At 64.6% G+C, this 13,473-nt stretch carries 4 protein-coding genes; all 4 read right to left on the bottom strand.

The window, feature by feature from the left end; translation table 11 throughout:
* Positions 1 to 2: 2 nt before the first annotated feature.
* From AC6IZO_RS07175 to AC6IZO_RS07160, 4 genes are read right to left on the bottom strand one after another with little or no spacing between them, the layout of a single operon-like run.
* On the bottom strand, positions 3 to 1,697 hold the full coding sequence (locus AC6IZO_RS07175) for a hypothetical protein (protein ID WP_497809434.1): 1,695 nt from the start codon (positions 1,695 to 1,697) through the stop codon (positions 3 to 5).
* Entirely contained in the window at positions 1,694 to 9,058 is a 7,365-nt protein-coding gene (locus AC6IZO_RS07170) for a tetratricopeptide repeat protein (RefSeq protein ID WP_497809432.1), read from the bottom strand. Before AC6IZO_RS07170 ends, AC6IZO_RS07175 begins: the two co-directional genes overlap by 4 nt.
* Positions 9,042 to 11,408 carry a VIT and vWA domain-containing protein gene (locus AC6IZO_RS07165; RefSeq protein ID WP_497809430.1) on the bottom strand — a complete coding sequence of 789 codons (2,367 nt, stop codon included), beginning with the start codon at positions 11,406 to 11,408 and terminating at the stop codon, positions 9,042 to 9,044. The genes AC6IZO_RS07170 and AC6IZO_RS07165 overlap by 17 nt, the downstream gene beginning before the upstream one ends.
* Positions 11,405 to 13,327 carry a ligand-binding sensor domain-containing protein gene (locus AC6IZO_RS07160; RefSeq protein WP_497809428.1) on the bottom strand — a complete coding sequence of 641 codons (1,923 nt, stop codon included), beginning with the start codon at positions 13,325 to 13,327 and terminating at the stop codon, positions 11,405 to 11,407. The genes AC6IZO_RS07165 and AC6IZO_RS07160 overlap by 4 nt, the downstream gene beginning before the upstream one ends.
* Between the last annotated feature and the right edge of the window lie 146 nt (positions 13,328 to 13,473).

The raw sequence follows: 13,473 nt of genomic DNA, 5'->3' as shown, positions 1-13,473 counted from the left end.
CGTCAGCGGCCCCATTCGTAGACGACCGTCTGCACCACGTTGCCCGCCGAGCAAGTGGCGGTGACCGACTGCGACTGCACCTGCGCGAAAATGTCGCTGAGGCTGGCAATGTTCTGCGAGAAGAATTGCGGAGTGTTGCCGTCCTGTCCGCGTGCGGGGCGGTCAAGCAGCGTGGTCAGTCGTGCAAAGTTGGCGCGCTCGTGCGCGTGGTCAAAGCGCGCCAGGTACAGCGCGGGCGCGGTGGCATTCTTCTGATTGCCGGAGGTTAACGCGGCCACGAGCGTCTCCGGATCATTGCTGACAAACAACAGCCGTCCACGCACGGCCAGCGCGACGGTGGCAAGTCCATCAAGTTCATAGTGGCGCGCGTTGCCGTTTCCCTCGGGCTTCCAGCCGGCGCCGAGCGTGGAGGTGGTAAGCGAAGCGGCGAGCAACTGTTTCACAGCGGTGAGCGTCGCTGGCTCATTCCAGTCTGTGGCCGAGGCGAGCACGACGGTGGAGTGGAGCCGCACGAAAACGCCGTCGGGTGCAGCTACGCCGCGGTGCAGGGTCAGTGTCGCCTGCGGCGGGGTGGCGGCGAGCAGCGCACGCAATGCCTCATCCGTGGAGCCGCCGGCAGCGAGCGGAGAGGGCGCTTCGTCGATGCGGGCATCGAGCGCGGTTTCCGCAACGCTGGTGTTCGCAACCGCCGGGGCGGTGTGGGAATCAACGGTGCGGCCCGCACGCGGTGTGAGTACATGCGTCTCCAGCAGAGCCAAGGCTTCGTCCACGGTTGGTGCGGCGGTGATGCGATAAAAGCCCGTGTTGTCCGGCACCTGTGCCAGCAGCCCGGCTGCTGCAGTGGCAGCGGGGGCCAGCGCATTGCAATCCATCGGCGCTTTGGGCAACAGCACCCGCTCTTCCCGGTAGGTGTCCGAGGCGAGCCGAAGATCGCTGACGGAGCTTTCATAGCGGTTCAGTTCGCTGATGTTGCGCTGCACCCAGTAGGTGCGGAAGTGCGGCGACTTCGTCAGCTCGGCAAGGTGCAGCACCATGCGCAACTCACCGGGCTGGTGCGCGGCTTTGACCGCACGGTCATACCAGGCTTCATCCGCCACGGTTGTCATCTTCTTGCCTGCGAGCAGCGAGAGCGCACCGGCAACCAGGTCTTCGCGGGTGCCCAGCACAAGCGTGTCGCCGTCAATGGCAAAGGCCACGACGCGGCCCGACTGCGGGTCGGTGCGGACGTAGAACGGTTTGCCATCGGACTGGCGAGGCTCAAACTGCGCGCGGCCCTGCCACAGCGCGCTGCGCAGCGCCTTGGCGTTTTCCACGCGTGAGACATACAGCATCTCCAGTCCGCCAATGTCGTAGACGGCAAGTGCCGTGTGCGCGCCTGCAATTTCGTCGAGAAATGCAAGGTTCGGCGGCGTGCCGGCGGCAGCGGCGAACTCGCCCTGCGCTTCTTTCAGCCGCTCCAGCAGGTGCGAGGTCATAAAGGCGGAGTAACTCGCGCTCCGGCTCCACGCCTGTTTCTCGGGCGAGCCATTCCACTGCCGGAGAATCGCGCCAAAGTCGGGAGACTCAATGACGAACAGTGCGCCCTGCGGCATGTTGGACGCAAAGGACGGCTCGGGTTCGGCGCTAAGTTTGTGATACGCGGCCCACAGTGCGACAGCCGTGGCCAGCGCCAGCAGTGCGGGAATCAGTCGCTTCATCGGACTTGTCCCCCTTTCTCTTCACGCGCGGTTGGAGGCACGGCGCGCGCAAGCCTCGGACGCACCACGTGGTCCTGTTGCAACTCCTGATGGATGGAGGGAGCGCTGCGTTCGTTCTCTGCCTGACGGCGCAGAAGATCCTTGAGGCGAGCGATCCGCTGTGACGCTGCAGCCTTGTCCTTGCTGTTGGAGGCGGACTGACGCGCTGCCTGGAAGAACCCAAGCGCTTCACGGTAATTCTCGAGCTTTGTGTCGCACTCGCCGAGCGCAATCGCCAGTTGGTAGCGTTCAACAGAGGTCAGCGCCTGCCGCCGTTCATCCGTACCCGGAGTGAAGGACGAAACCATTTCATCGGAAAGCTCCGGCTCGGTGGACGGCTCTGCGTCGAGTTCGGGTAACTGGTTGCCACCCCATGCGTAGGGCAGCAGCCCGCTGGCAAGCAGCGGTGCCACGGACGAAAGCGCCAGCCGGGGCTTGTTGTCTGCGTACAGGGCACGGAAGAGCGGAAGGCGCAACGCCTCGCTCTGCGGTGCGTCCTTGAGGGCGTTGCGCAGCAGCAATTCGCGCTGAACGATGGTGGCGTTGGCCGCAGCCGCCATGCGCGCAGCCACAAAGTACGGCTTGTCCGCCGTGGCCGGGCTAGCGGAGCCGAAGGCCAGTATCTGCAACTCCTCACTGCCAAGTTGTGTTGCGGGTGTGCCGCGCAGCAGGCGGGCCGCCGCAACGCGGTCCTCGTAGCTGACAGCAGCGTCGGAGGCCACGTGGCGCGCAAACTCCACCGCCGCGGGCTTGTCCTGTGCCGCGGCAAGCTGCTCCTGCGCAAGATGCAGTCGGGCGTTCGCGTCCCAGGGCGTGGCCTTCACAAGCTGCGCATAGTAGCCCGCTGCCTCCGCATGGTGGTTGTTGCGGGCAAGCAATGCGGCTGCGGCGTCGAGGTTCTGGAAGGGCGCGCCGACCGACAGCGTGAGCCGCCGCAACAGTTCGAGCGCGGAGGCCGTGTCTCCGTCTTGCAGGCGAATTTCGGCCAATCCGAGCATGTTGGCGGCGTTCAGTTCGTGCGCGTCAATCTCCTGCTGGAAAGCAAACTCGGCGATGGCACGGCGCGCGGACTTGAATTGCGGCCTAGTGAGCGTCGCCGCCGCGCGCCGCAGCACCTCGGGAGTGGGCGCACGGTCCGGCTCGGCGTGGAACTGCTCCAGCAGCGTACTGATCTGGCCGCGGGCCGCCATGCAGAGCAGGCGTGTTGCCAGCTCGTCTTCGTCGGGGCGCGGCTGCTGCGGCAAGGTGTCGAGCATTGCCAGCGCACGGTCGTACTGGCCGAGCCCGGCAACGTAGGCTGCATAGCTCACGCGGAGGCCGCGCAGTTGGCTGGCGGCATACTCTGCGGCGCGGCCATTGCCCGCGTTCGCCTCAAGCATCGTTATCAAGCGCTGGTAGATAGGGCCGCGCGCTTCAGTGGAGATCCACCCGGCGTGAGTGAGCGGCCACAGCATCTGCGCGGGCTCAGGAGCAACCGAAGCAAGGTCAAGCAGCCACGCCACTCCGGCCTGCGGATCATTCGTCGCCAGATAGGCCTGTTGCATCAGCGTGTCGGATTCATATGTGCCATTGTGCCGAATGTAAGCACGCAGCACGGAGTCCGCCTGAGGACGCAACTCCGCAAGCAGGTGATGGCGGCCCAGGCCCTCAAGCGTAGCGCCAAGGTCCGCCCAGAAGCTGGCTGGCACCGCGCGCAGATCCACCTGCTGGCGCAGAAGGGCGAGCGCCGTCTTCCACTCGGCAATGGCGTCGTTGGGCTTCTGCTGCTGCATGTACAGCAACGCGAGGCGGTTGTGAATTCCGGGGTTGGAGGGAGCAAGCTCCAACGCGTGCCGGTATTCCTGCATTGCCAGCTCGGGCCTAGCATGCGTGGCGTAGAACTCCGCCATCTGCACATAGCCGGCGGCGGAAGCCGGAGATGCCTCAAGCGCCGCAGGCAGGTAGTCTTCGGCATTGGCTGCATTCTGCATGCCCAGCCATTCGCCATAGCGCGCGCCATAGTAGAACCACACATCGCCGGTGAGTCGTTTCTGGCGATCCATCCGCGCCGTCAGGCGCTCGCCAATGGACTGGTCGCCCAACGCGCGGAGGAAGTACGCACCGGTTGCGGCCGAGCGGTCTCCCAGATATAACCCCGCGAGCGCCGAGTAGGATTCGAGCCAGAGAGGCGAACGGGCGTGCGCCTGCAATGCCTGCTGTGCCAGTGCGCTGCTGCCATGCAGCAGGCTGTAGCGGGTGGCGGCCTCGCCGAGCGTGTTCCCTTGGCGCGCGTATGCCACCAGTTGTGCCGGCTGAGAGTGCAGCAGCAGGGCAAAGTAACGCTGCTGGATCGCCACATCCGACTGGAATGCGAGAGCACTCAACGCGCGCGTCTCCTCGGCCTCCAACCCGCCGGAGCGGTAGGCATCGGCGGCGCTGCGAATCACGGAGGCGCGTCCGTTGTCCATCGGCACCACCGCTGAGTAGCGCATCAGCGTGGCTCCAAGTTCTGCGTACTGCATCCTCTGCGACTGCAGATCAATGAGCCGCTGGCGCAGTTGCCAGTAGTTGGCGCGTGTGTCCTTCATCAGCAACGCGGCTGTCCAGCGAGCTTCGAGCGCAGGCAGTTGCGCGGCCTGTGCCGCTGGCAGCAGCGTGCTGCGCAAGTCGGCGTCAGTGGCGGTGGAGGACTTCGCCTCCAGCGCGACGGCGAATGCCGATTTCTCTTCCGGCGTGAAGTACTGCGCGACGGCCCCGCCCATGGAGCGCATGGCCGCCGTCATTCCAGCGCGCGCGTTTTGTCTGCGCGTGGCAATGGCCTGCTGGCGCCACTGCGCCTCAGTGACCGAGGCCAGGCCATTCTTCGCAATCTGTGTGGTGGCCACGTCGAGCTGCGCCATGAGCGAATCGGCATCGGCGACGCCCTTGCTCAACCGATCATAGGCAACATCCTGCTGGCGCAGGCGTGTAAGCAGGCGGACGTAGAGAGCAGCACCTTCCTGGTGTTCGGGGACGGCGAGCAGGTCGCGGCCTGCGGCATCCACTCCCTTCTGCGCGTAGTCGCGCGCCTCCGGCAGCATGCCCCAGGACTCCAGCTTCTGCGCCACATGAAAATAATTCTCCGGCTTCTCAGGGCGGCCGTCGAGGAATGCCGCCTTGAGCGCCGCGACGGTGGCGCGTGTGTCTCCCTGGCGGGCGCGAATAGCGGCCAGCGATTCCATCCAGCGTGGATCGCGATAGTTCAACTCATAGAGCTTTTGATAGTCGGCGGCAGCCTCGTCAAAGCGCATCAGCCGCTCCAGCAGTTGCGCGCGTGCTACGCGCAGGTCCACGCGGTCCGGGCGCACCTTGATGGCCTGACCGTAAGCGTTAATTGCCGAAGGGTAGTCCTCCAACTGCGTGTGCAACTTGGCCAGCACCGTGGCCCAGCGGAAATCCTTGGGCGAGCGCGTGACGGTGGCGGCATAGAAGTTGACGATCTGGTCACAGCGGCCATACTTGCCGGCATACAGCGCAGCCTCGGTAATGAGCGCGTCGTCTTCCGGATAGCGGTTCAGCAGCTCAATGTACTGGTCAACCGCGGCGGAGTAATCCTTCAGCCGCGTGAGCGTGGGCAGTAGACGACGCCGGAAGGCCGCGATCTGTTCAGCGCGTTGCTCGGGCGGCAGCGAGGCTTTCTGCAGCGAGTCAATGGTGCGCAGGCAGAACTGGCGCAGTTGCGCGTCATCTCCGGCGCGGGCGTAGCTGTCGGCCATCGCCGCCAGGTATTCGTCGTTGGTGGGGGCATCACTCAGCAGGCGCACCAGCACCTTGCGGGCAAGCTCGTATTGCGCGGCGTCCGTGGCCTTGCGTGCCGCTTCCAGCCGATACTGTGCGGCCAACGCCGGATAGGCCGCATCCGCCGATTGCAGCAGCACCTCGATGGCCCGTGGCGTCTGATGGTTGCGGTCGTAGAAATCCACGGTGGCGCGCACCACGCCGGCACTCTTCGGATTCTCGCGGTAGAGAGTCTCAAATTCCTTTTGCGCGGCGTCCATCTGTCTGCCGCTCTCAAACAGTGAGGCCAGCGAGTAGCGCAATTCGAGGCGGCGGACCGGGTCGGTGGTCAGTGCTGCCTGCCGCTCCAGAGATGCACGCTGCACGCCCTCGAGTGAACGCGTGCGACCCGTTGCCTCAACCCACTCGAGCAACTCCAGAGAAGTGCTGCGTGAAGCCGCAGCGGTGAGCAGGGGGGCAACTTCGCGCGAGCGGTTCTCGGCCTCCAGCACGGCAATGCGGAGGGTCAGCTCGCCGATGGCTGGTGCCTCGCGCGTTCCAAGCGTGACCGTAGCGTGCTCCACTGCGTCGCGCAGCGAAGAGCGGCGTGCGAGGTCAAGCAGGCGATTGCGGCTGCGCATGCTGTCCTTCTCGCGCAGTGCGCCGCCCATGTATTCGGACAGAGCGTGCGGGTAGTCATGCTGGCTCTCATAGATCGCACCCATTTCATAGCTGTAGAGCGTGGTATCGCCAAGCCGTGTGCGGCCCTGCTTCAGCAGGCGGAGTGCGTTGTCATAGTCGAAGTAATCCCAGTAGACAGTGGCGGCATCAAGCCACGCCTGTGGCTCGCCGGGGTGGATCTCGGTCATGCGCTCCCAGTAAGGCGCGGCGCGCGTGAATAGCTCGCGGTCGGCAAGAATGTCTCCGATGCGTGCCAGTTGCTCGCGGCTGGTTGGGTTGGCCTTGGCCAAGTTCTCCTCAATGGCGGCGGCAACCTCCATATCGCGCGCATCAAAGTACGCGAGTGAGCGGTAGACGGCGGAGGCGCGGTGCCCGAGTTCGGCGTCGGCGGGGAATTGCCGCGTCAGTGCCTGCATGACGGGCGCGGCCTGCTCGAAGTGCGAACGCCAGAAGTGAGACTCGCCCACGAAGCGTGCGGCCACCGGATTCCGTTGCGCCAGCATTGACCAGTCGTTGCCACTCGCTGCGGGCTCCACACTCTTCAGCGTCGCCAACTCGGCATCGAGCCGGTTTGTTCTTGTCAGCAATTCAAAGAAGCGGTCGCGCAGGTCTTCCGCCTCCCACCAATGCTCGCGCAGTAGCTGCTCCTTGCGCGGACTGCTTACAGTGTTCTCTTCCAGCAGATTGCGCACGAACTGGAGGTCATGAGGAAAGCGTTTGATGGCAAATTCGTTGAGCCGTACCGCGTAGTCGGAAGGCACGCGTGCCTCGGCGAAGTAGCGCTCAATCTCCGTGCCGGAGAAAATGCCGATGATCTGCTCGCTGAGCCGCGCGTACTCCTCGCGACGCCGCTCGCGCAGGTAGAAGCGTGCCAGCTTGTGATACCACGAGTGATCCTGAAAGCGCTGAATGGCGGCCTGGTAGACCTGTTCCTGCTGCGCGCCCAGCCTGTTCTGCTCAAGGAACTGCGCCAACCGTTCGTAAAGTCCAGGGTCATTCGGGTTGCGGTCAATCTCCTTGCGCAGCACCGCCAGCGCATCCGGCAGGCGATTCTGGGAAACCAGCCGCGACAGGTAGCGCTCCAGGACGCGTGAGTATTCGGGCGAACGCGGCCCGCCGCCGCTTTTGGCCGGCTGTTGCGCGGCAACCTCAAATGGCTTGCTCGGAGACTGGGCGGGCGGCACATCGCCTTCATCGCCCGCTGAGTCATCCGCGGCTTCTTCCTGGGCAACAACTGGTTCGGTTGCGGGCGGCGCGCTGACCGTGGCGTTTTCTGAAGCCATGCCGAGCGGGACACTCTCGGCGCTGCGTGCTAGTTCGGCCAGCAGAGAATCGTAAAGCGCGAACTCCTCCGTGCTGCGGTTGGTGCGAGCGTAGGCGTCGGCGGTCAGCAATGCCACCTGCTCGCGCTGCGGAGCGGCTGGGAAGCTGGCGAGGAAGCGCGTGCCTTCACGGATGACGACCTCACTCTCGCCATAGTTCGCGTAGACCTCAACGAGTCGGGCGTGGAGTTCGGGGCGTTCGGGGGCCGAGGGGAAGGCCGCGTCAAAACGACGCAGAAGTTCGGCGGCAGCGGCGCGATGAAAATAGGGGACCGCGCGCTGCTGCTCCTGGGAGTAGGAGTATGAAGGCGAGGCGCTGTTCAGCACGATGGAGAGAATGCCGTTCAGGAAGCCTGGCCCCGGGTCCATGGTGCCGATGTCGCGGTACATGGACAGGTCGGCACTGCCGAAGTTCAAATGCTGTTCCGGAGCATAGAGCAGGATCCGTGCCAGGCCCGCCTGACCCAGACGCGGTGCGTCGGCATCATCCGTGGCGTTGGCCAGCGCGTAGTAGTTGCGCGCTGCCTCCGGAAGATCGCGGACGCCTTCGCTCAAGCGGGCAAGCACCAGCAGTTCGTGCGCGGTCCACGCGGTGTGGCGCTGTTCCTTGTGCGTGCGGTAGTCCTGCAGAACGCGGCGTGCGACGTCGGTGCGACCTTGCTGCTGGTAGTAGTAATAGATGCGTGCCGCGGCGCTGACGTCCTCCGGGTTGCGCCCAAGTGCGGCTCGCGCGTGGTCGAGAAAGCTGCGCGTGGAGTGCGTCTGCTTCATCAACTCAAAGTAGCTGTCAATCAACTCACGCGGCCACAGCGGCTGGAACTGCGCATCGTAGACGGCCAGCCCTTGTTCGACGGAGCCTTTCCGGTAGGCGAGCAGCGCGCGCGCCTTCACGGGGAAGACCGTGTCAGCGGCAAAAGCCTTCTGGTACTGCGCAATCAGCGTGTCGGCGTTGTTGAAGGACTTTGCGCTCAGCAGAAACTGGAAATAGCGCGAGTAGACGGAACGCTCCGCCGGATAGCGCGCAGTCCACGCTTGATAATTGCGTTCGGCGGCTTCGCGCCCCAGCGCGCTCTCGGTGATCACGCGATCCGTTCGTTCAAAGGCGAGCCAGGAACTCTGCTGCGAGACCGGCAGCAGGCGTTCATTCGGACTCTGTGGCACGCGGCCAATCACGGCGAGCGCCATCACTTCATCCTTCGGACGCAGGCGGCGGTGATAGAAATCGGCCAGCGCGAATTGCGCCTTGTTGTGCTCCGGCGAACTCTCCGCGTACTTCTTCCAGTCAGATTCTGCGGCTGCAAAATCGAGTGCCGCTTCTTCATTCAGCGCCCGCAGCGAGTACAACTCCGCGGTGGGGCGCTGGCGGAGCAACGCCGTCAGTTGTTCCACCGCTTCCTTCGGCGGACGCAGTCCGAGCACCTTGCTGACGGGCATTGGCATCACGCGGTAGAGCGCGGCTTCAATTGCGCTGCCAGCGGCAACGTCTTTCCATTCATAGGCGGCACGCGCGGCGCCGGCTGCGGCGGCCACCAGGGCCGCAACGCACAGGGCTTTCCCAATCGGGCGGTTACGGAAGCACTTCAATTTGCACCTCCTGTGTTCCCAGGTTGTGCGCCACATCTTCGGCAATCACGGTCAGGCGATAGGTGCCAGCGGGCATGTCTGTTGGAATCTGTAATTCGCCGGTGCTGAGCCCGGCCTGCTGGTTCCAGCGCAGTGGCACGGGAGGGGCACCATCCATTCGGGCCATGAGCGTGCGCGTGCTGGCGGAGGCGGAAGCCTTCAAGGGCACTACCTCGCCGCGATGGAAGCGCTTGCGGTCGAGCCGTATGGTGACCACCGGCGGCTTGCTGGCGATGACGAAGCTCTTGGTCTCGCGGTAAGTGTGTCCGGCTTGGTCGCGCAGAACCAGCCGGACGGTGTAGGTGCCATCGTTCAGGTCGTCAGGCGCGAGGAAGCGCGTCTGCCACACGTCTTCACTGTCAAGATGGCGCAGCCGCTTGGTGAGCCCGAATGGAAAGATGGCAACCACCGAGCGGATGCTGAGGTCGGTGTGCACGCGGAGAACCGGGTCGCCCGGGCGTATCACCCGCGGCCGCAACAGCGCGCGCGGCACGGCGAGAAACGACGTGTAAGGCGTGACGAACTTGTATTTGCGCGAGAGCTGTATGATCTCCTCAATTGTCTTTGTGTCCTCGCCGTCGCGCTCGATCTTTTCGAGCAAGGCGTCCACCCGCGCGCGCGCCCACAGGCGCGGCAGTTGCGGATGCTCCAGCGACTTTGCAGGTAGATCGAGGCTCGCGCCGGCCTCCATCGGCTGGCCGTCGCGCACGGCACGCACGCTCATGCGAACCTGACGAGCCGGTTTCGCGTACTGTCCCACCCATGAGGCGAGGCTGCCGGTGAACGCTGTGTCCTGTAGCGGATAAACCATCTGCACGGAGGCCTCCGGCGACGCGCCGAAGCTGAGTTGCGCCACCGGAGTGCGGCCGATTTTGGAGAGGAATGCGTTCAGCTTGAATTCGAGTGGCTCGGTGGAGAGCACGTTTTCCAGCGTTCCTTCGTTGCGTGCGAGCATGCGCAGCAGCGGCAGGTTGGCGTCGTCGCCAACAGCCAGCACGTAGGTGCGCGGACGCTGAGGCTCCGGCAGGTGCTTCCATTGCTCGGCGTAGCGGCGGGCCAGCGCGCCGTTCTGGATGGTGCCGCGCGTGGCGCCACCATCGCTCAAGAGCAGCACATAGTTCTCGCCAGCATGCGTGGTCTCACATTGCTTGAGCGCCGCCGCCAGTGCCTGCTCCATGTTGGTGCCACCGCGCAGCTTGCTGGCGCGGACGAAATCAAGCGCCTTCTGCACGTTCTCGCGCGTGGCCCCCACGGGGACAGGTTGAAATGGTGCGAGCGTGTTGTTGAACAGCAGCAGGTTGAAGCGGTCGCCGGGACGCAACGCGCGCAGTGTCTGCTCCATCGCGGCGTAGCTGCGTTCGAGCTTGTCCCACTGCATGGAAAGAGAGGTGTCAAACAGGACGATGATGGTGCGCGGTGAGTTGCTGGCGCTCTGCCCGTGTCCGCGGCCAAGCAATACCTGCGCCTCAAAGAAGCCAGGTTCGTTATGGCTACGGGCTGCGTGCGTCTCGGTGGAATCGGGTTGCGTGGAGTCCGGATTGCGCCAGGTCAGCACGCTCAGCTTGTCGGCGGCGCCGCCATCGAGCGCGTAGCGCACGGCAAAATCCTCGGTGAGCGCCACGTTGCTGCCTTCAAAGCTGGCCTTTACCGTGTGCGCGTCGTGCGTGCTTACGTTCATGCGGTACGGCGCGCCGGAAAATTGCACGTCGCTCAACCCGAGCGCCGAATGCAGCTCAAACGCAATGCGCAGCTTGCCTGCCACCTGCGCATGGCCGGAGTCCGGGTGGAGAGGGATGGCGAGATAGGCCTTCAGGTTCTCAACCGGGAGGTTCTCGTGATATTCGATCTCCAGGCGCTTGGTCGCATACGGGGCGATGGGCACAATCTTTGCGCTGAACAGCGCGTTGCGCCGCGCTTCGTCCGGGCCGCGCTCGCCCATTTGCAACAGGCCGGGGTCGATCATCTGCTGCTTCACTTCGGTGTAGAGTTCGCTGGCGCGCTTGCGTTCGAGAATGACGGCGGGAATGCGCGTCGGGCCGTCCCACACCGCGAAGTCGCTGACCGTGGCGTGACTGGGAAGTGCGAACAGGTAGTTGCCCTCCTCGATGCGGCCGGTGTGGTTTGCAAAAATTTGGCGGATGAAGACGCACGCCACGCCGTTGTCGATGGTGATCTCGATCTGCATCTCGTCGAGCGAGAGCACGGTGGCATCCGGTTCGTTCTTGTCGCGCGGAATCAGTACGCCGGAATCCGCGGCGAGCACGCCCGTCACGCACAGCAGCAGAATCAACTGTTGGAGAAGTCGCTTCATTGTTCCAGCCTCTGTTCCTGTATCCGCACCAGGCCGTTCTCGGTGCCGACGTAGAGGTATCCGTTGCGCGCTGCCAATGCCGTCACGTTGAGCGTGGGCAGGCCGTCGCGGATGGCCGTCCAGCGTGCGCGGTGGCGGTCATAGATCAATAGCCCCTGTCCCATGCTGCCGGCCGCGATGTAGCCCGGTGTGGCCAGCATGGCGTTGGGATTGATGACCACGCCCGCGCCTGCGGCGTCGGACGCGGAGATATGCCCGGCAGAATCCAAATAGAAGATGCCCGCGCCGTATGTTCCCAGCCAGAAGCCGTCGCCGTCGGCGGCCGATGCGGTGACCCAGTTGTGCTTCAGTCCGGAGTTGGCAGTGGTGTAGCTCAGGCGTACCTGCTCGTTCTCCAGCAGGCTGGCGCCGCCCAGTGTCCCCGCCAGCAGCCGTGGGCCATGCGCGGAGATGGTGTAGACATGGTTATTCACCAGCCCATGAAAGGCATAGAGGCTGCGCGCGCCGGTGGAGTCCATTAGCGTGATGCCTGCGGGAGTGGCCAGCGCCATCCCGTCGCCATATGGAACGATGTCGGTCACATGGTCGGCGATCAGGCCGTCGGACTTTGTCAGGACTTGGCGGCAGGTGCCTCCGGCGTCAAACATTACGAGCCCGTTGGCGGTGGCCACAGCGGTTGCGCCCTTCTGCACGCCTGGCACAATGCGGTTGACGCAGAAGATGCGGTCGTCCTCGAGGTGCCGCGCGCGGCTCAGCGAGCCGTCAAGCAAATCGAGTCCGCGGTCGAAGTAGCCAACCCACAGCCTCCCTGTTGAATCGAAGGCCAGCGCGGAGACATTGCGATCGGTCAGCGTGGCCTGCGCCGGATCGAGCAGCCGCTTCCACTCGCCGCCCGCCGTGCGCGTGTAGACACTGTTGGCGGCCACGGCGATCAGCGTGCTCTCCGACTGGAGAAGCTGCAGAACCTCGGGAAAGTCGGCCACGGCGTCGTGTGCCTGAGCCTGGCGCGTGCTGGTCTTCAGCGGAATGCGCAGCAGGCCGTCATCCATGGTGCCCGCCAGCAATGCGTCCGGCTGTGGCAGCAGGGCCCGGACGAAGGCTCCGCCGGCCAGTATCCGCGAGAACTGTCCTCCGTGGAATTGCGCGATGCCGTCGGCGGTACCGGCATAAGCGTCGTCGCCTGCAACGGCAAGCGCGGCAACGTGCGTATCCGGCAGGCCATTCGAGCCGGTGAACCACTCGGCGCTGCCGCCGTGGAAGTGCGCCGCGCCACGGTCCTGCGTGCCCACCCAGAGGTCTGTCTCAGATCCGGCGAGGGCCGTTACGTTCACCTGCGAGAGCGAGGGGTGGAATGGCCCGAGGCGGTGTCCGTCGTAGACCAGCACTCCGAGCTTTGACGTGCCGATGAGAAGGTGTCCGCTGGCCAGCGGCAGCAGTGCGGTTGCGGTGCGGGCCTCCGCCGAGGCGGGCAGCAGATGGCGGAACCCGGTGCCGTTGAAGAAGAGGATGCCTGCGTCTGCCGTTGCCAGAATCAGCTCCGGAGTGTGCGAGTCGGCCATCGCGCCCTGCGCCATGGCAACAATCGGAGACGGCGGTAAATCCAGTCCGGCGTGGAACTGCCGCAGAGGGCGTCCGCGTTCGTCGAACTCGGAAAGCCCGCCTGGGCCGGCAACGTAGAGGTGTCCCTGAAAGACGGCGGCCTGCCGGAAGACCTCCGGGGAGCCAACCGGCTCAAAGCCTGCGTTGGGAACGGGCATCCACGGACGCATTGTGTAGCGCAGGTCGTGCGAGGCCAGGTATTCCTGTTCGGCGGAATGGATGGCCTGCCGTGCGCGATACACCACAACGGCGGCTCCGCAGAGGACGATGGCCGCCACCGCCGCAAGAAGAAGGATGATTCGCCGGGAAGGAAGTTTCATAGGCCCTGATTCTGTGCGGAACTATAACCGACCGCACGCCGCATCGCGAATGAATTCACGCGCCACGCCGCACCTGCACGGAACAGGCTTTAGCACGCAGAGTGCCAGGAGGAATATTCAGGATTATCGGGCAGAGGTGGGCGTGG

Source organism: Oryzophilus luti (genome assembly GCF_059726245.1).
Note: the sequence above shows the minus strand (reverse complement) of the source record. Positions and strands in the feature narration are given on the sequence as shown.

Bases quoted from the DNA above. Each gene is read 5' to 3' on its own strand.
- AC6IZO_RS07160 (WP_497809428.1), bottom strand. From the start codon at position 13,327: ATGAAACTTCCTTCCCGGCGAATCATCCTTCTTCTTGCGGCGGTGGCG.
- AC6IZO_RS07175 (WP_497809434.1), bottom strand. From the start codon at position 1,697: ATGAAGCGACTGATTCCCGCACTGCTGGCGCTGGCCACGGCTGTCGCA.
- AC6IZO_RS07165 (WP_497809430.1), bottom strand. From the start codon at position 11,408: ATGAAGCGACTTCTCCAACAGTTGATTCTGCTGCTGTGCGTGACGGGC.